We start from the raw sequence: 16,810 nt of genomic DNA, 5'->3' as shown, positions 1-16,810 counted from the left end.
AGAGGGTCGCAAGTCCTTCTGAATGGCTGGTAACGGCGACATGACGTGCAGGAAGCGGTGTGCGGGTGCGCGGATGCCCCGCAGGGACCGTTCCGGGCCCATGTGCGGGGCCCGGAACGACGTTCGGCTCAGGCGTGACGGCGGCGCAGCACCCGGAAGGCGAGCGCGACCGCGAGGGCGGCGAGGGCGAGCAGGATGCCCGTCTCGACGAGCTGGAGCGGCCAGAAGTGCGAGGCGGGGTGGTAGTCGACGAGGTAGCGCAGGGTGATGTCCTTGTCGGCCAGGCAGCGGTCGGGATCGGACGCCTTCCGGCGAGCGCGCCGAGCGCCAGCATGCACAGGGCGTATCCGACGGGCGCCGTGCCCATGGCGCCGTATACGGCGCGTTCGTACCGCTCCAGCGGGTAGTGCGTCCGCTCGGTTCGGCTCCGGGCCCAGGCAAAGACGGCCGAGAGCGCGCCGAACCCGGCCGTGGCGAGGGCGGCGGGCACCGCGAGCCGGGCCGCCAGCCAGCGGGCCGGGGAGATCGCCTGGCTCCAGGCCAGTCGGTACGTGCCGCTCTCCAGCTCGCGGGCGATCACGGGGCCGGCGACGAACACGCCCACGAACACGGGCAGGACCATCATCAGCAGGCCGACGTCCACGAGCAGGCGGTTGAAGTGGCTTTCGACGTCGAGGAAGTGGCGGACGGTGCTGTCGCAGCTGCGGCTCGTGTCGCTGATCGAGCAGCCGGTGCCCGCGAAGGTGTCGGCGGCGGAGGCCGCCCACAGCCCGGCGACGATCACCGTGACGACCCCGGCGAGAACGATCGCGCCGGAGGTCCACAGGTCCCAGCGGTGCAGACGTACGGTGACCCGGGCCGGGCCGGACAGGCGGAGGGTGCTCATCATGCCGCCACCGCCCCACGGTTCTCGGTCACGCCCCGCGTCGCGCTCGGCGTCAGCAGCGCGGGTGCCTGGGGCGATCGCAGATGCGCGAGCAGCAGTTCCTCCAGCGAGGGTTCCGCGGTCTCCCAGACGCCGGTGTCCACCGGGCCCTCCGTCCGTACGAGGGTGGTCTGCACACGCCCCGCGGTGCGGGACTCGACGACGGTGTGCGGTGCGGTCTCCCGTACCGGGCCGGTGAGCAGGGCGTGCGCGGCGAGCAGATCGTCCGTCTCGCCGCCGAGGCGGACGCGGCCGCCGTCGACGAGCAGGAGGTAGTCGCAGGCGCCCTCCAGCTCGGTGAGGATGTGCGAGGACATCACGATGGTGGTGGAGTGCTCGGCGGCCTCGACCATCAGGGCACCCATCAGCTGGTGGCGGGCAGGGGGTACCCCCTGCTCTTTAAGAGCTTGGGGGAGGGGCGAGGTCGGCCATCGGCTCGTCCAGCAGGAGCAGTTCGGGCCGCTTGCCGAGCGCGAGGGCCAGGGCGAGCCGGGTGCGCTGGCCGCCGGAGAGATGACGATGCCGAGGCCGGTGGCCTCGATCGCAGCGCCTGTCATCCGGCCTGATCCCCCTCGAAAGTCTTGTCCAGTACGGCGGTGAAGAGCGCGCTCGCGTCGTCCTTCTCCAGCCCGGCCGTGCGGGCCCGGCGGACCCAGTCGGCGAGTTCGGCGCGCAGCGGCGCGTCGACGGCGGCCGCCACGCGGCCGAGGGCCCGGGTGACGAAGGTGCCGAGCCCGCGCCGGCCCTCTACGAGGCCCTCGCGCTCCAGCTCCCGGTACGCCTTGAGCACGGTGCTCGGATTGATGGCGGTGGCCTCGACGACCTCCCGCGCGGTGGGCAGCCGGTCGCCGGGCTCCAGCAGACCGAGGCGCAGGGCCTGCTTGGTCTGCTGGACGATCTGGAGGTACGTGGCGATGCCGCTGCGCCGGTCGATGCGGTACTCGACCGCTGCGGACTCTGCCATGTTCACCCCTTTCACTAATGAAGTAGTGAAAGGGGTGGCGTAAGGAAGGGGCGGCGTCAAGCGGGGCCGCCCCTTCCTCCGTGCCGCGGCTCAGAGGCCGCCCGACAGGCTCTCAGGACTCCGTGCGGTACATCAGGTCCACCTCGTGCGTCGCGAAGCCCATCCGCTCGTAGACGGCCAGGGCCGCCTTGTTGTCCGCGTCGACGTAGAGCATCGCGGTCGGCAGCCCCTCGGCGGCCAGATGGCGCAGCCCGATCGCGGTGAGCGCCTTGCCGAGCCCGCCGCCCTGCGCGTCGGGCCGGATGCCGACGACGTACACCTCGCCGAGGTGCTCCTCGGCATGCACCTTCGTCCAGTGGAAGCCGATCAGCTCGCCGTCGCGCTCGGCCAGGAAGAACCCCTTCGGGTCGAACCAGGGCTCCGCCTTGCGGTCGTCCAGGTCGCGCTGGGTCAGTGAGCCCTGCTCGGGGTGGTGGGCGAACGCGGCGCGGTTCACCGCGAGCCAGGCGCCGTCGTCCTCGCCGGGCACGAAGGTGCGGATGGTGACGCCGGGCGGCAGCACCGGCTCGGCGATGTCCAGCGGGCTCAACGGGCGACGCAGCTGGCGCAGTTCGCGGAAGAGGGAGAGGCCGAGGACCTGTGCGAGATGCCGGGCCGCGGACTTCCCGCCGTGCGCCCACACCCGCAGCCGCTTCCCGGTCACGGCGAGCAGTGCCGCGCCCAGCGCCCGCCCGTGCCCCTGCCCGCGGTACGCCGGATGCACGACCAGTTCGGCGGCGGGCGCCTCGACGGGGTCGGTGTCCTCCAGCTGCGCATACCCGACCAGGACCGTCCCGCTGGTCAGCAGCAGATGCCGCACACCCTCGCGCCGCCCGCCCCGCAGCTGCAGCCGCCCCTGCTCGGACACGGCCTGCCTGCCGTCGGACCGGGCTGCCTCGGCGAGCAGACCGGACACGGCGTCGGCCTGTTCGGGGGAGAGCGCGTCGAGCGTCTGGATCTCACGTCCGGGGGCGGGGAGAGGTACGTCAGTCGTCATATGTACGAGCGTACGGGGGCGGGGCGGGCGTCGGGCGGCTTGCGGGGGCGCCGACTGGCGGACCGGCCCTGGACGACAGGGGCCGGGCGCCGCGCGGAAGCTCCCGCGTGCTGCCGCGAACGGCGCCGGCGAGGTGGCCGGACGAGGCGAGTCGACCACCGTGCCCATGTGCTGAGGGCGGGGCGAGCGGTGCCGACACGCTGAGCCCGGTGGCGGATCGGCGCACTCCGGTGGTGGCCGGCCACCACGACGGGATAGGGAGGGACGCGGCGAGATACGGAGGGTGAAGCGCGACGCGGCGCGACGTGGCGTGATACGGCGCGACGTGGCGGGATGCGGAGGGGCGCGGCGGGACGATTCTGCCCGCATATGTGCGCCATGTGGGCGATAAGGGGAAGTTGACCCCGATTCCGACCGCATGGCAACCAGTTCGTAATCCCGCACACCTGTCGCGCTACGCGCGTTGACCCTAGGCTGCGGCACGAAGTCTCCAGACTCGTCATCACCCTCACACCTCCCGCTGAACTCACAAGGGGACCGATGTCAGCGACACCGCAGAAGAACCGCGCGTCCCGGCGGGTGCTCGCCGCCGCGGCTGGGCTCGCCACCGTCGGCGCGCTCGTCGCCGCGATGCCGGCCGACGCCCAGGACCACGGCCAGGGGCACGGCCACAACAAGCCGGCCAGTACCGTCGACGTACAGCTGCTGTCCTTCAACGACCTGCACGGGAACCTGGAGCCGCCGGCCGGCTCGGCGGGCACGGTCACCGAGACGCAGGCCGACGGTACGACCAAGGCGATTCCGGCCGGAGGTGTCGAGTACCTCGCGTCCTCGCTCCGTACCGCGCGCAAGGGTCACCCGTACTCCATCACCGCGGCCGGTGGCGACATGGTGGGCGCGAGCCCGCTGCTGTCCGGCCTGTTCCACGACGAGCCGACCATCGAGGCACTCAACAAGATCAACCTCGATGTGACGGCCGTCGGCAACCACGAGTTCGACGAGGGCGCCGTTGAGCTGGCCCGCCTCCAGAACGGTGGCTGCCACCCGGTCGAGGGGTGCTACGAGAAGGGCAAGAAGTTCAAGGGCGCCGACTTCCCGTACCTCGCCGCCAATGTGACGAACGAGAAGACCGGCAAGCCGATCCTCAAGCCGTACACGGTGTGGAAGAAGAACGGCATCAAGATCGGCTTCATCGGCGTGACCCTGGAGGGCACGCCGAACATCGTCACGGCCAACGGTGTCAAGGGCCTGAAGTTCCACGACGAGGTCGAGACGATCAACAAGTACGCCAAGGAGCTGGACCGGCAGGGCGTCAAGTCCATCGTCGCGCTGATCCACGAGGGCGGGGAGCCGGCCTCCACCTCGTACAACTACGACTGCGACAGCTCCGGCGCCGGTGACGGCATCTCCGGGCCGATCGTCGACATCGCCAAGGGCATCACGCCGAAGGTCGACGCGCTGGTCACGGGCCACACCCACCAGGCGTACGTGTGCAATGTCCCGGACCCGGCGGGCAACCCGCGCATGGTCACCTCGGCGGCGTCGTTCGGCAAGCTCTACACCGACACGACCCTCACGTACGACCTCCGTACCAAGGACATCGTCCGTACGTCGGTGAAGTCGGCCAGTGCCTCGAACCCGAAGTCGGTGAACCACATCGTCAGCCGGGACCAGCCCAAGGCCTCCGACATGACGGCCCTGATCGCCCGCTGGAACGTCCTCGCGGCGCCCATCGCGAACAAGCCGCAGGGCTACATCACCGCCGACATCAACGGCCGCGGCTCCACGGCCCCCGAGAAGCCGCTCGGCGACCTGATCGCGGACGCCCAGCTGGAGGGCCTGGCCCCGGCGGACAAGGGCGGGGCGGTCGTCGCCTTCATGAACCCGGGCGGTATCCGCGCGGACCTGGTCTACAAGGCGACCGGCAGTGAGGGCGACGGGGTGGTGACGTACGGCGAGTCCTTCACCGTGCAGCCGTTCACCAACATGATGAACGTCGTCGACCTGACCGGCGCCCAGCTGGTCACCGCACTCCAGCAGCAGGTCAGCGGTTCCAACGAGGCCAGCCCGAAGATCCTCCAGATCTCCAAGGGCCTCACCTACACCCTCGACATGACGAAGACCGGCGCGGCCCGCGTGGTCACCGACACCGTCAAGCTGAACGGTGCGGCGATCGACCCGGCGAAGACCTACCGCGTCGCCATGAACGAGTTCCTGGCGGGCGGCGGCGACGGCTTCGCGGCACTCGGCCAGGGCACCAACAAGCTGGTCGGCCCCTCCGACCTGGACGTCTTCAACGCCTACCTGGCGGCCCACTCGACGGCCGCCGCGCCGCTGGCCCCGCCGGCGACGGACCGGATCACGGTCATCCAGTAACTCCCGTACGCGGGTGAGCGGGGCGGTGGGCCGGCGGGCCCACCGCCCTTCCTCTTCCGCGGCCCGTTCAGGGTGCCGACCCAGCTCGGGAGAGCGCGAACCAGACCGCCTTCCGGCACGGGAAGCAGCCACCCAGCACAGTCATCCCTCAGGTGAACGCCAGCCGCTCCACGACTGCGTGGGGGAAGCGGACCAGGAGCGGGGTGTTCTCCACGCCGTCGTTGGCGACCACCTGCCATGCGGTCCGGACGGATCGGGACTCCGTGGCCTGGCTGTGCGTGGTGAGGTCCCAGATCCTCACCGTCCGGTCCGAGCTGCCGGTGATGGCATGGGGTCGTCCATGGAGTTCGGTCACCGCCATCGCGCGCACGGAACCGGTGTGTCCGAAGGCGGGTGATGCACCGGTTGCCTACCAGCACCTCGGGATGCGGGGTACCTCCCGCGTTCCCTGCGGCGGAGGGCCTGCTGCGGGCCGGGTTGTCCATGGACGTCCCCCTGTCGGTATCTGCGGCGGTGCGATCAGACCGTGAGTCGGTGGGCGAGCCGGGGCAGTCGGCTGGCTGTCGGCCCCGTTCCCGTCGTGACGTGTGCCGGTCATAATCCCTGGGTCGACCCCCACGGCAGACGGAGGCACCCCCGCATGAGCCCGTACACCGGTACACGCAGGAACTTCCTGGCCGGCGCCCTCGCCGCCACCACCACGGTCCTCGTCGGCGCGGGCCCCGCGGGTGCCGCGACCCGCCAAGTCCGCACCACGCAGGACTGGATGAGCGCCCTATCCGACGCCACCGCGCTGCAACGCCTCACGATCCCAGGCTCGCACGACTCCGGCGCTCGTTACGGCGGGCCCTGGACGGAGTGCCAGAACACCACGATCGCCGAGCAGTTGGACAGCGGGATCCGCTTCCTCGACGTACGGTGCCGGGTCACCGGCGGCTCCTTCGCGATCCACCACGGGGCCTCGTACCAGAACCTGATGTTCGGCGATGTGCTGGGCGCCTGCTGGGACTTCCTGGCGGCGCACCCCACCGAGACCGTGCTGATGCGGGTCAAGCAGGAGTACTCGGAGGAGAGCGACGCGGCGTTCCGGGCGGTCTTCGACGACTACCTCGACGTCAGGGGCTGGCGGCCGCTGTTCCACATCGACGCGGCGCTGCCCGTGCTGGGCGCGGCACGCGGCAAGGTCGTCCTGCTCGCCGACAACGGCGGGCTGCCCGGCGTCCGTTACGGCGACTCCGCGCTCTTCGACATCCAGGACGACTACATGGCGGAGCCGTTCGCCAAGTACCCCAAGATCGAGGCCCAGTTCCGCAAGGCCGCGCAGCAGCCGGGGAAGCTGTACATGAACTACGTCAGCACCGCCGCGCTGATGCCGCCGCGCTGGAACGCGGACCGGCTCAATCCACAGGTGCAGTCGTTCCTCGACGGCTCCGGGGCGACCGGCTGGACCGGGCTCGGCATCGTCCCGCTGGACTTCCCCGCCACCCGGTCGGGGCTGGTCGAATCGCTGATCAGGCACAACCCGCTGGATCGTTGATCGGATCGCCGGTGGTCCGGGCGCTGCGGCGTACGGGACGCATGAGGGCGGGACGCGCACGGACGGGCCGGGGGCGCGTGCGCACGGGCCGCGTGGGGACGGGGCCCATGCGCACGGGGCACGTGGGAACGGGATGCGTGCGGACCCCCTGACGGCGCGGCGCGGTGCCGTGTCGTGGGCGGGTGCGGTTCAGGCGGACGCCGTGCGGGCCGACGCGAAGTAGGACGAGGACTCCCGCGTCCACAGCAGGGCGACGGCTGCCAGGCCCGCCGCGCACGGCAGGACGCCGGCCACCGTCATCACCAGCGGGTGCGGCTGGCCGAAGTTGTACACGGCCAGGGCGGTGCCCAGCACGACGGCCGCGGTCCCGGCCCCGCGCGCCCAGCGGCGGCCGCGACGGCTTGCCCATGCCATCGCCGCGAACAGGGCGGCGCCCAGCACAGCGAGGGTGAACAGTCGCCGTGCGTGCCCGGCCGACCGGGCGCGACGCCTGTGCGGACACCCGAATCGTCCGCGCCTCACAGCCCCGGCGGCGGCTGCGGTGCCCCCGGCAGGCGGATCGCCGCCACCGTGCCGTCGCCGTCCGCTGCCGGGCGCAGGCCGACTTCGCCGCCCGCCTGCTGGACCGTGCGGGCGACGATCGACAGGCCGAGGCCCGAACCGGGGAGCTGGCGGGCGGACGGCGAGCGCCAGAAGCGTTCGAAGACGTGCGAGAGCTCGTCGGCGGGAATGCCGGGACCGTGGTCCCGGACCGCCAGTTCGCCGTCTCGCAGGGTGACGTCGATCGAGCCGTGGGGCGGGCTGAACTTGACCGCGTTGTCCAGGACGTTGACCACCGCCCGCTCCAGCGAGGCCGGCTCGGCCCGTACGTACCAGGGCGTCAGGTCCGCCCGGATGATCAGCTCCGGACCGCGCAGACGGGCGCGTTCCAGGGCCGTGTCCGCGATGTCGTGCAGCGCGACGACCTGGAGCGGGCCGGGGTGCGCCGCGTCGGGGCGGGCCAGTTCCTGGAGGTCGCCGATGAGCGAGGCCAGCTCGGTCATCTGGGCCTTCACCGACGTCATCAGGGCCCTGCGGTCGTCCGGCGGGATGGCCCGGCCGGTGTCGTCGCTGCGGGCGAGGAGTTCGATGTTGGTACGGAGGGACGTGAGCGGCGTCCGCAGTTCGTGGCCGGCGTCCGCGATCAGCTGGGCCTGGCGGTCGCGGGAGCTGGCGAGGGAAGCGGTCATCGAGTTGAAGGAGCTGGACAGCCGGGCGATCTCGTCCTCGCCCTCGACCGGGATGCGGACGGTGAGGTCCTCGGTCCGCGCGACATGCTCGACCGCCTCGGTGAGTTCGTCGACGGGACGCAGACCGGTGCGGGCGACCCAGAGACCGGCCGCGCCGGCGCCGATGACACCGACGCCGGAGACGATCAGGAGGACCCAGGCGAGGGTGGACAGCGGGGCGTCGACCTCGCTCATCGGGCGGGCGACGGAGACCGCGAAGCTTCCCGGCAGCACCCCCGGGATCGGATTGCGGGGCTCGTACGCGTAGGTGTTCACGCGCATCCTCGTGCCGTTCTTGGCCCTGGCGGTGTGCAGGGCGTTGTCGCGCAGCCCGGCGGCCACGGCGATGTCGGCGGCGGTCACTCCGATCGGTGACGCCCCGGCGGAGGTGCAGGTGCTCCCGGAGACGGTGACGAGCTGAACGGTGTACGCGCCTTCGAGCTGCGGTGCTGTCGCCTGTCCGGGGTGCGCGCAGGAGGTGAGCAGCTTCTGCACATAGATGTCGCTGACCGAGACATTGCGCAGCGAGGAGTCCAGCTGGTTGTCCAGCTGCGCCCGCGTCACGAACCAGCAGGCCGCCGCGACCGCCGCCACCGCGACCGCCACCGCCGTCGCCACCAGCAGCGCGAGCCGGGTCCGCAGGGGCAGGGCGCGCAGCCGGTGCAGGGTTCCGGTCATCCGTCACCGCCGCCGGAGCGGAGCGCGTAACCGACCCCCCGCACCGTGTGCACGAGCCGCGGTTCGCCGCCCGCCTCCGTCTTGCGGCGCAGGTACATCACGTACACGTCCAGGGAGTTGGAGCTCGGTTCGAAGTCGAAGCCCCACACCGCCTTGAGGATCTGCTCGCGGGTCAGCACCTGCCGCGGGTGGGCCAGGAACATCTCCAGCAGGGTGAACTCGGTACGGGTCAGCTCGACCTGGCGCGTGCCCCGGGTGACCTCGCGGGTGGCGAGGTTCATCCGCAGATCGGCGAAGGCCAGCACATTGTCGTCGGGGACGTCGCCGCCCGCCGCGGCCGCGTACGAGCTGCGGCGCAGCAGGGCCCGGATGCGGGCGAAGAGCTCGTCCAGCTCGAAGGGCTTGACCAGGTAGTCGTCGGCGCCCGCGTCGAGACCGGTGACCCGGTCGCCGACGGTGTCGCGGGCGGTGAGCATCAGGATGGGTGTGGTGGTGCCGGTGGAGCGGAGCCGCCGGGCCGCCGTGAGGCCGTCCATCCGCGGCATCTGGATGTCGAGGACGATGAGGTCGGGGGCGTACGACTCGGCCCTGGTGAGGGCGTCGAGACCGTCGACGGCGACCTCGGTGCCGTACCCCTCGAACGCGAGACTGCGCTGCAGCGCCTCACGTACGGCGGGCTCGTCGTCGACGATCAGGATGCGCTGCGGATCGTCTTCGGCGGGGCTCATCGCTCGTTGTCCTCTTCTCGTTCCGTGCCGGTCGGGCTGCTCTCAGCCTCGCACGGCCGCGGCACGTCGTCGCGCGGCCCGGCGCTTGCGGCCCGCGGTGGTGCGGATCTCCGGGACCCGGGGCGGCTCGGAGGCCCGGCGGACGGCCAGTTCCGTGACGAGTGCGAGAGGCAGGGCCAGGTCGGCCGGGCCGCCGGGGGTGTCCGTGGGGTGGTGCATGGATGTCTCCTCAGGAGCTGTTGCCGGCCCGCAGGGTGCTGAGGTCGGCCTTGAGTGTGTTCACCGGGATGGCGAAGCCGAGACCCACGCTGCCCGCGCCGGCGCTGCTGGATCCTTCGGACGAACTCGCCGAGTACATCGCGGAGTTGATGCCGATGATCTCGCCGTTCATATTGATGAGCGCGCCACCGGAGTTACCGGGGTTGAGCGAGGCGTCGGTCTGGATGGCCTTGTACGTGGTGGTGGAGTTGCCGGTGTCGCCGTTGAACTGCTGACCGCCGAACTCGAACGGCCACTGTCCGCCACCGGGCAGTCCGCCCTGTCCCTGGCCCTGGCCGCTGCCGTCCTCCTTGGCGACCGTGACATCGCGGTTCAGGGCGGAGACGATGCCGCTGGTGACGGTGCCGGTGAGGCCCTCCGGTGAGCCGATCGCCACGACCTGGTCGCCGACCGCGATGGCAGAGGAGTCGCCCAGTGTGGCCGTCTTCAGCCCGCTCGCGCCCTGGAGCTTGATGAGTGCGAGGTCCTTGGCGGAGTCGGTGCCGACGACCTTCGCGCGGTACGTCTTGCCCGTGCTGAGCGTCACCTTGATCGACGAGGCGCCGGAGATGACGTGGTTGTTGGTGACGACCTCGCCGTCGGACGTGATGACGACGCCGGAGCCGGTGGACTCGCCCGCGGTCGAGGTCGCGTTGATCTCGACGATCATCGGCGAGACGGCCTGGGCGACACCGGCGACGGTGCCCTTGCTGCTCTGCGAGACGGTGGTGCCGGGGACGACACCGCCGCCCGCGCTGTTCGCGTCGTTGCCGGTGAGCTGACTGATGACGGTGGCGGTGCCGCCGCCGACGACCGCCGCCGCGATCGCCACGGCCGCCAGGAGCGCGACCGGCCGCTTGGCCCGCCGCCGGGGCGCGGCCGGCTCGGGCGCGGGCTGCGGGAAGGCGGAACCGTATCCGCCGTCCCCGCCGCCGTGCCCGTCGGCGCCGCCCCGGCCGGGCCACACCGTGGTGCCGGGGGCCGTCGCGACCGGCTGCGCGGGCTGGTAGGACGGCGGCGGCGGCGGGTAGGACGCGTCACCGTTGCCGTACGAGGGGTACATCGGGTACTTGCCGCTCGGGCGCTGGCTCTCTGTCATGACCAAAAGCGTGTCCGGCGAAGATGAGAGAAGCCTGAGCACGCCCTGAGAAGCCCGGCAGAACCTCGTATGCCCGACATAAGTTACGGCCGCTGCCCGTGCTGGGGAGGTGCCGAGCAGTGCGGTGGGCGTGCGCTGTCTCCCCACGGCGGGTTGCAGTCGCGGCGCCGAGGGATTGCGGTGATCCTGTCAGGGGAGCGTGGCCGGCCTCGCACGGGCCTTGTGCGTCGGTGACCGCGCTGTACAGGAAGGCGACGGCCATGACAGCGATGTCGGACAAGGCACGGCCGGGGCACAGAGGGACCGGCAGCGAAACGGTCAGCGGCGCGTCCATGTTCGCCGGGGCCGCGCTGATGCTCAGCGGGCCGCTCAGCATTCTCATGGGCGCCTCCGGCATTGCACAGGACACGCTGTTCTCGTCCTCGTCCCATTACGCCTACGGGTTCGGCCTGACCGCTTGGGGCGTGATTCATCTCGTGGTCGGGGTGGCGCTCGTCATCGCCGGCCTGGGAGTCCTGACAAACAAGAGCTGGGGCCGCGGGGCCGGCGCGGCAATGGCAGGGATCAGCCTGATCACCCAGTTCATGTTCGTTCCGTACTACCCGGCGTGGGCCATTCCCATGATGACGCTCGACCTCATCATCGTGTTCGCGCTGACGAGGTTCCATATGGGAACCAGCGACGGTCGGTGAAGCCGGACGCGGCCATTGCCGGTGGGAGCCATGGCCACTTGGGCACGGCCCCGTCCGTGCCCCGCACCACTGGCATCGTCACTGACCGGCCGCAGGCTCCCCGCAGCCGCACGACCGCCGCACCACCAACGCCGACGGGAACTGCTTCAGCCGCTCCCGACGCGACCCCGACACCCGCAACGAGTCGTCGAGCACCAGGTCCACGGCCGCCCGTGCCATTGCCGGGCGGTCCGAGAAGACCGTCGTCAGCGGCGGATCGGTCAGCCCGGCTTCCTTCACGTCGTCGAAGCCGGCCACCGCGAGATCCCCGGGCACGTCGATGCGCAGCTCGCGCGCGGCCCGCAGCACCCCGATGGCCTGGTCGTCCGTCGAGCAGAAGATCGCCGGCGGCCTGTCCGGACCCGCGAGCAGCTTCAGCGCCACCTGATAGGCGTCGTAACGGTTGTACGGGGCCTGGAAGAGTCGGCCCTCCGTCGAGCGCCCCGACTCGTGCATCGCGCGGCGCCAGCCCTCGACGTGGTCGGCGACCGGGTCACCGACCGCCGGGGTCGACTCCACGCCGCCGAGGCACGCCACGTACGCGTTGCCGTGCTCCAGCAGATGACGGGTGGCGAGCTGGGCGCCGCCGATGTCGTCCGTGACGACCGCGACGTCGTCGATCGCCTCGGGCCGCTCGTGCAGCAGCACGACCCGCGCGTCCCACGCCTCGATCTCGGCCGCCGCCCGCTCGCTGGGGCCCTGGCTGACCAGGATCAGCCCGGAGACCCGCATGCCGAGGAAGGCCCGCAGATAGTGGACCTCGCGCTCGTCGCGGTAGTCGGAGTTGCCGACGAGCACCATTTTCCCGCGCTCGGCGGCGGCCTGTTCGACCGCGTGCGCCATCTCCGCGAAGAACGGCTGCCGGGCGTCCGGCACGATCATCCCTATGAGGTCGGTCCGCCGCGAGGCCATCGCCTGGGCAACCCGGTCCGGCCGGTACCCCAGCTCCTTGATCGCGGCGAGTACCCGCTCGCGCGTGGCCGGGGCGACCGGCCTGGGTCCGTTGTTGATGACGTAGCTGACGACCGCGGTCGACGTACCCGCCAGTCTCGCCACATCGTCCCGCGTCACCTTGGCCACGCGCGGCAGTCTACGCGGATGGACCAAGCGGGTGACAGGTGGATCCGGCAGGGTTCGCGGGGTCGGGTACGCGTGTTGGCGGCGTTGTCGATCAGGCACTCGCCATCGCGCTGAAGGCATGTGTCCCGCGCCTTGCCCCGATCCGCGGCGCGGCGGAGGCACGCACCGGACCCCGCCCCGTGCTCCGGCCCGGTCCGCCGGTCACCCGCTACCTGCTCGCGGGCCGGACCGGGACTTCCCCCGCGGCCCCGGCCGTCCCCGGCCGCTCCGGGCGGGTCACGGGTCGGGCGGCCGCTTCCGCCGCGGCCTGGGACTTGGCCTCCTCGGCGGTGCGCTCCACCTTCTCCGGTGCGACGAAGCGGTAACCGACGTTGCGGACCGTGCCGATCAGCGACTCGTGCTCGGGGCCGAGCTTGGCGCGCAGCCGCCGCACATGGACGTCGACCGTCCGCGTACCGCCGAAGTAGTCGTAGCCCCAGACCTCCTGGAGCAACTGGGCGCGGGTGAAGACCCGGCCCGGGTGCTGCGCCAGATATTTGAGCAGTTCGAATTCCTTGAAGGTCAGGTCGAGGACCCGGCCCTTCAGCTTCGCGCTGTACGTCGCCTCGTTGACCGACAGATCGCCGTTGCGGATCTCCATCGGGGAGTCGTCGGAGCCGATCTGCTGCCGGCCGGTGGCCAGCCGGAGCCGGGCCTCGACCTCGGCCGGTCCCGCCGTGTCCAGCAGTACGTCGTCGATGCTCCAGTCGGCGGTGACGGCCGCGAGACCGCCCTCCGTCACGACGAGGAGCAGCGGACAGCCCGGTCCGGTGGACCGCAGCAGCTGGCACAGCGACCGCACCTGCGGCAGATCGCGGCGGCCGTCGATCAGGATGACATCGGCACCGGGGGTGTCGACGAGAGCGGGGCCTTCGGCAGGCGCCACCCGCACGCTGTGCAGCAGGAGACCGAGGGCGGGAAGCACCTCCGTCGACGGTTGAAGGGCATTCGTCAGGAGCAGCAGTGAACTCATCGCCGCCCACCTGCCTGGGTCGTCGGTCGGTGATCGTGCACGGTTCGCTCGCCCATTACGTCGGTCCTCCTCGTTCCCTGCGAGAGGGGCACTCCCGGGCTCGGGCCCGGGGGAGTATGCGGCACTTCTTCGTACGTTTCGTGCTGGCTTTCGCACGGGTTGCCGTACGACGGCTGTCATACGGTTTCTACGGCCGTGGCCCCGCGCCCTGGGACCGCTGAGCTTGTGGAAACTTCTCCGTAACAACGCCTGGAAAGCACAAAAGGATCCGGGGGCTGCTTTGCCCGGATCCTCTTCCCAGCAGAATAGCCCACATGAGTTCTGTGCCCGAGGGGCGATTTCGGAGTTCCTCTGTTCCCTTGATCACGCCCGGTCCTCTGCGCACGGCATTGCGGACCGATGACGGGACCCGTATCGAGGCGGTGTACGAGCCGTGTACGGCGGGTGCCGGGGCCGCTGCGGGAACATCCTTCGACGGTACTGCGATCGTGGTCGCGCACGGGTTCACCGGTTCGGTGGACCGGCCCGCCGTACGACGGGCCGCCGGGGTGTTCGCCCGGCGTGCGGCCGTGGTCACGTTCTCCTTCCGCGGCCACGGCGGCTCCGGCGGCCGGTCGACGGTGGGCGACCGCGAGGTGCTGGATCTGGCGGCGGCGGTGCGGTGGGCGCGGGAGCTCGGACACCGGCGGGTCGTGACCGTCGGGTTCTCGATGGGCGGCTCCGTGGTGCTGCGGCACGGGGCGCTGTACGCGGGACGAGCGGCGGAGGACGCGGACGCCCGTGGCGTTGTGGGGCGCGAGGGGCGCGTCGGAGCACACACCCAGGCGCACGCGGACGCGGTGGTGGCCGTGAGCGCCCCCGCCCGCTGGTACTACCGGGGCACGGCCCCGATGCGTCGGCTGCACTGGATGGTCACCCGGCCCGTCGGCCGGCTGGTCGGCCGCTACGGGTTCCGCACCCGGATCGACCGCGACGACTGGGATCCGGTACCGCTCCCGCCGGTCGAGGCGGCCGGGCTGATCGCCCCGGCCCCGCTGCTGATCGTGCACGGCGACCAGGACCCGTACTTCCCGCTGGACCACCCGCGGATGCTGGCCGAGGCGGCGGGCGAGGGCGCCGAGCTGTGGCTGGAACGCGGCATGGGCCATGCCGAGAACGCGGCGGACGAGAGCCTGCTCACCCGCATCGGTGACTGGGCGGCGGCACCGTGATTCATGATGGACAGCTGATGCGAGACGAGAGGAGTGCCGCCATGCCCGCGGGAACGATCCGCTACTGGGCCGCCGCCAAGGCCGCCGCCGGGACAGCGGAGGAGCCGTACACAGCCGCGACCCTTGCCGAGGCGCTCGACGCGGTGCGCGAGCGGCACCCCGGTGAGCTCACCCGAGTGCTGCAAAGGTGCTCGTTCCTCATCGACGGTGCCCCCGTCGGGACCCGAGGTCATGAGACCGTACGCCTTGCCGAGGGCGGCACGGTCGAGGTGCTCCCGCCGTTCGCAGGAGGGTGAACCGCAGAACATGAGCAGCAATGATCATCAGTATCCGTACGGAAACGATCATCAGCATCCGTACGGACAGGACCCGGGCCAGGGGTACAGGCCCGGGTACGACCGGCCGGACGGCCAGGATCCGCAGCCCGCGCAGCCGTACGGACAGCAGCAGCCCGCACAGACCTACGGGCAGCAGCAGCCCTCGCAGTCGTACGGGCAGCAGACCTACGGGCAGCAGGCGTACGGCGACCCGACTCACGGCGCGCAGGCGTACGGCGACCCGACCCACGGACGACAGCCGTACGAGGGTGAGACGTACGGCGCGCAGTCGTACGGGCAGCAGGCCCACGCCCCGTACGGAGCCCCGCAGCAGGCGCACGGTGCTCACGACCCGCACCGGACGCCCGGAGCCCCCGGGATGAACCCCGGGCCCGCGTGGCCCGAGGGGCAGACGGGGGAACCCGTCGCGCCCGCGGCACACGGCACGCACGACCCCGGGGTCACGCAGACCTGGGAGGGGCAGACCTGGGACACCCAGTACCAGCCGACCATCCAGCCCGCTCAGCCCGTGCAGCAGCCCGTGCCGCCCGGTGCCGGGACCGACGGTCCGCCGCGCCCGCAGCACGCGCAGCCGCACGGCGCCTCCGGCTCCTACCCGCTGCCTCCGGCGGTCCCGCTCGCGACCGGGGCCGCCGAGCCGGTCCGGGCGGCCGTCCCGGCGGACGCGCCCCCGGCCGCCACCGCCTCCGCGCTCGACGCCGCCGGTTACAGCGCGCCCACCACTCTGGGCAACAGCCGCATCACCGACGCCCAGCGCGCCCGCGCCGAGGGCCGCTCACCGATCATCGCGCCGGGCATGCAGCCCGCCGCGATCACCGCGGGACTCGGGCTGCTGCTCGCCCTCGGTGCCGCGATCGGGTCGTACGCCCTGGTCGTGCCGCTGGTGCTGCTCCAGGCCGTGACCGCGGCCGGCTGGTTCCGGCTCAACGGCATGTGGCCGGCCCGGCAGGGCATCGCGCTCGCGTTCGCCGGCGGCCTCGTCGCCGACATCGCGCTGCTCGCCGCGGGCCGGGAGAACGGACCGGCCGCCATCCTCGGCACCCTCGGCGTCTGGGTGCTGCTCACCGTGGTCCTCCAGCTGCGCAGCCACGCGAGCCCCGACGAACGGATGCAGGGGCTGATGGCCACCGTCGCGTCGGCCGCCCTCTCGGTCCTGGCCGCCGGACATCTCGCGGCGGTCCCGGACGCGGTGACGCTGGGCGGGGTGGCCGTCGCGGTCGCCGTGCTCGTCCGCGCCCTGCCGCTGCCCGGACCGGCCTCGGTCGTGGTGGCGCTGCTCGCCGCCGCGGGCGCCGGTGCCGTGGCGGGGACGTTCACCGATCTCGGCACGAAGGGCGCGCTGCTCGGCCTCGCGGCGGGTGGTTGCGCGCTGATCGGGCTGCGGGTGGCGAGCTACGACTACCCGTCCCGGTTCGTCCACATGACGGCCGGTGTGGCGCTGCCGCTCACCGCCGCGGCCCCCGCCGTCTATCTGATCGGCCGCGCGATCTCGTAGCGCCGACCGGTAGGCACCCCCCTCGGGAACCGGAGGGGGGTGCCTGCTCGTCGATCACCCCGGGCGTGCTGTGC

Annotated in this window: 17 protein-coding genes and 1 pseudogene; 6 read left to right on the top strand and 12 right to left on the bottom strand. The window is 71.8% G+C overall.

What is annotated here, in order from left to right; translation table 11 throughout:
• Positions 1-128: 128 nt before the first annotated feature.
• From ABZ826_RS13465 to mshD, 4 genes and pseudogenes are all read right to left on the bottom strand, one after another.
• A complete protein-coding gene (locus tag ABZ826_RS13465; RefSeq protein WP_361446593.1) occupies positions 129-338 on the bottom strand; it encodes a hypothetical protein in 210 nt (69 codons plus the stop codon).
• Between the two features lie 547 nt (positions 339-885).
• A pseudogene (locus ABZ826_RS13460) lies at positions 886-1,450 on the bottom strand (ATP-binding cassette domain-containing protein); the annotation flags it as partial.
• Between the two features lie 28 nt (positions 1,451-1,478).
• Positions 1,479-1,889 carry a GntR family transcriptional regulator gene (locus tag ABZ826_RS13455; protein WP_361446591.1) on the bottom strand — a complete coding sequence of 137 codons (411 nt, stop codon included), beginning with the start codon at positions 1,887-1,889 and terminating at the stop codon, positions 1,479-1,481.
• A 112-nt stretch (positions 1,890-2,001) separates the two neighbouring features.
• Positions 2,002-2,925: a mycothiol synthase gene (mshD, locus tag ABZ826_RS13450; protein ID WP_361446589.1), complete on the bottom strand. Its 924-nt coding sequence runs from the start codon at positions 2,923-2,925 to the stop codon at positions 2,002-2,004.
• Positions 2,926-3,465: 540 nt separating this feature from the next.
• On the opposite strand from mshD, the gene ABZ826_RS13445 reads away from it, so the two are divergent.
• Positions 3,466-5,301 carry a bifunctional metallophosphatase/5'-nucleotidase gene (locus tag ABZ826_RS13445; RefSeq protein WP_361446587.1) on the top strand — a complete coding sequence of 612 codons (1,836 nt, stop codon included), beginning with the start codon at positions 3,466-3,468 and terminating at the stop codon, positions 5,299-5,301.
• 148 nt (positions 5,302-5,449) lie between these two features.
• On the opposite strand, the gene ABZ826_RS13440 is transcribed toward ABZ826_RS13445, so the two are convergent.
• Positions 5,450-5,662, bottom strand: a complete 213-nt coding sequence (locus ABZ826_RS13440) for a hypothetical protein (RefSeq protein WP_361446585.1) — start codon at positions 5,660-5,662, stop codon at positions 5,450-5,452.
• Positions 5,663-5,941: 279 nt separating this feature from the next.
• Here ABZ826_RS13440 and ABZ826_RS13435 point away from each other — a divergent pair, with 279 nt between their 5' ends.
• Complete coding sequence (locus ABZ826_RS13435) at positions 5,942-6,838, top strand: phosphatidylinositol-specific phospholipase C (protein WP_361446583.1); 897 nt, start codon at positions 5,942-5,944, stop codon at positions 6,836-6,838.
• Between the two features lie 189 nt (positions 6,839-7,027).
• Here the strand turns inward: ABZ826_RS13435 and ABZ826_RS13430 are convergent, their stop codons facing one another.
• The 5 genes from ABZ826_RS13430 to ABZ826_RS13410 all read right to left on the bottom strand — a co-directional run bounded on the left by ABZ826_RS13430 (position 7,028) and on the right by ABZ826_RS13410 (position 10,869).
• Entirely contained in the window at positions 7,028-7,252 is a 225-nt protein-coding gene (locus tag ABZ826_RS13430) for a hypothetical protein (protein WP_361446581.1), read from the bottom strand.
• A 104-nt stretch (positions 7,253-7,356) separates the two neighbouring features.
• On the bottom strand, positions 7,357-8,784 hold the full coding sequence (locus ABZ826_RS13425; protein WP_361446579.1) for a HAMP domain-containing sensor histidine kinase: 1,428 nt from the start codon (positions 8,782-8,784) through the stop codon (positions 7,357-7,359).
• Positions 8,781-9,512 carry a response regulator transcription factor gene (locus ABZ826_RS13420; RefSeq protein ID WP_361446577.1) on the bottom strand — a complete coding sequence of 244 codons (732 nt, stop codon included), beginning with the start codon at positions 9,510-9,512 and terminating at the stop codon, positions 8,781-8,783. The genes ABZ826_RS13425 and ABZ826_RS13420 overlap by 4 nt, the downstream gene beginning before the upstream one ends.
• Positions 9,513-9,554: 42 nt before the next feature.
• Positions 9,555-9,731: a hypothetical protein gene (locus ABZ826_RS13415; RefSeq protein ID WP_361446575.1), complete on the bottom strand. Its 177-nt coding sequence runs from the start codon at positions 9,729-9,731 to the stop codon at positions 9,555-9,557.
• Between the two features lie 10 nt (positions 9,732-9,741).
• Positions 9,742-10,869, bottom strand: coding sequence for a trypsin-like peptidase domain-containing protein (locus tag ABZ826_RS13410; RefSeq protein ID WP_361446573.1), 1,128 nt, complete (start codon positions 10,867-10,869; stop codon positions 9,742-9,744).
• 230 nt (positions 10,870-11,099) lie between these two features.
• Between ABZ826_RS13410 and ABZ826_RS13405 the strand changes: the two genes are divergently transcribed.
• A complete protein-coding gene (locus tag ABZ826_RS13405; protein ID WP_361446571.1) occupies positions 11,100-11,561 on the top strand; it encodes a hypothetical protein in 462 nt (153 codons plus the stop codon).
• Positions 11,562-11,639: 78 nt separating this feature from the next.
• Here ABZ826_RS13405 and ABZ826_RS13400 read toward each other — a convergent pair whose 3' ends face one another.
• Complete coding sequence (locus tag ABZ826_RS13400) at positions 11,640-12,680, bottom strand: LacI family DNA-binding transcriptional regulator (RefSeq protein ID WP_361446569.1); 1,041 nt, start codon at positions 12,678-12,680, stop codon at positions 11,640-11,642.
• A 208-nt stretch (positions 12,681-12,888) separates the two neighbouring features.
• The gene (locus tag ABZ826_RS13395) at positions 12,889-13,692 is read right to left on the bottom strand and encodes a response regulator transcription factor (protein WP_361446567.1); all 804 of its coding nucleotides are present in this window, start codon (positions 13,690-13,692) and stop codon (positions 12,889-12,891) included.
• A 314-nt stretch (positions 13,693-14,006) separates the two neighbouring features.
• Between ABZ826_RS13395 and ABZ826_RS13390 the strand changes: the two genes are divergently transcribed.
• The 3 genes from ABZ826_RS13390 to ABZ826_RS13380 are packed head-to-tail and all read left to right on the top strand — an operon-like array spanning position 14,007 to position 16,736.
• The gene (locus ABZ826_RS13390) at positions 14,007-14,903 is read left to right on the top strand and encodes an alpha/beta hydrolase (protein ID WP_361446565.1); all 897 of its coding nucleotides are present in this window, start codon (positions 14,007-14,009) and stop codon (positions 14,901-14,903) included.
• A gap of 41 nt (positions 14,904-14,944) precedes the next feature.
• Positions 14,945-15,199: a MoaD/ThiS family protein gene (locus ABZ826_RS13385; RefSeq protein WP_361446563.1), complete on the top strand. Its 255-nt coding sequence runs from the start codon at positions 14,945-14,947 to the stop codon at positions 15,197-15,199.
• A 10-nt stretch (positions 15,200-15,209) separates the two neighbouring features.
• The gene (locus tag ABZ826_RS13380) at positions 15,210-16,736 is read left to right on the top strand and encodes a hypothetical protein (RefSeq protein ID WP_361446561.1); all 1,527 of its coding nucleotides are present in this window, start codon (positions 15,210-15,212) and stop codon (positions 16,734-16,736) included.
• Positions 16,737-16,810 lie beyond the last annotated feature (74 nt).

The organism is Streptomyces sp. NPDC047515 (assembly GCF_040643055.1).
Classification (GTDB): Bacteria; Actinomycetota; Actinomycetes; order Streptomycetales; family Streptomycetaceae; genus Streptomyces.
The sequence above is the reverse complement of the archived record's forward strand: the minus strand, read 5'-3'. Positions and strand labels throughout refer to the sequence as shown.

Bases quoted from the DNA above. Each gene is read 5' to 3' on its own strand.
- ABZ826_RS13415 (WP_361446575.1), bottom strand. From the start codon at position 9,731: ATGCACCACCCCACGGACACCCCCGGCGGCCCGGCCGACCTGGCCCTG.
- ABZ826_RS13455 (WP_361446591.1), bottom strand. From the start codon at position 1,889: ATGGCAGAGTCCGCAGCGGTCGAGTACCGCATCGACCGGCGCAGCGGC.
- ABZ826_RS13385 (WP_361446563.1), top strand. From the start codon at position 14,945: ATGCCCGCGGGAACGATCCGCTACTGGGCCGCCGCCAAGGCCGCCGCC.
- ABZ826_RS13390 (WP_361446565.1), top strand. From the start codon at position 14,007: ATGAGTTCTGTGCCCGAGGGGCGATTTCGGAGTTCCTCTGTTCCCTTG.
- ABZ826_RS13410 (WP_361446573.1), bottom strand. From the start codon at position 10,869: ATGACAGAGAGCCAGCGCCCGAGCGGCAAGTACCCGATGTACCCCTCG.
- ABZ826_RS13420 (WP_361446577.1), bottom strand. From the start codon at position 9,512: ATGAGCCCCGCCGAAGACGATCCGCAGCGCATCCTGATCGTCGACGAC.
- ABZ826_RS13440 (WP_361446585.1), bottom strand. From the start codon at position 5,662: ATGGCGGTGACCGAACTCCATGGACGACCCCATGCCATCACCGGCAGC.
- ABZ826_RS13425 (WP_361446579.1), bottom strand. From the start codon at position 8,784: ATGACCGGAACCCTGCACCGGCTGCGCGCCCTGCCCCTGCGGACCCGG.
- ABZ826_RS13395 (WP_361446567.1), bottom strand. From the start codon at position 13,692: ATGAGTTCACTGCTGCTCCTGACGAATGCCCTTCAACCGTCGACGGAG.
- ABZ826_RS13445 (WP_361446587.1), top strand. From the start codon at position 3,466: ATGTCAGCGACACCGCAGAAGAACCGCGCGTCCCGGCGGGTGCTCGCC.
- mshD (WP_361446589.1), bottom strand. From the start codon at position 2,925: ATGACGACTGACGTACCTCTCCCCGCCCCCGGACGTGAGATCCAGACG.
- ABZ826_RS13380 (WP_361446561.1), top strand. From the start codon at position 15,210: ATGAGCAGCAATGATCATCAGTATCCGTACGGAAACGATCATCAGCAT.
- ABZ826_RS13430 (WP_361446581.1), bottom strand. From the start codon at position 7,252: ATGGCATGGGCAAGCCGTCGCGGCCGCCGCTGGGCGCGCGGGGCCGGG.
- ABZ826_RS13435 (WP_361446583.1), top strand. From the start codon at position 5,942: ATGAGCCCGTACACCGGTACACGCAGGAACTTCCTGGCCGGCGCCCTC.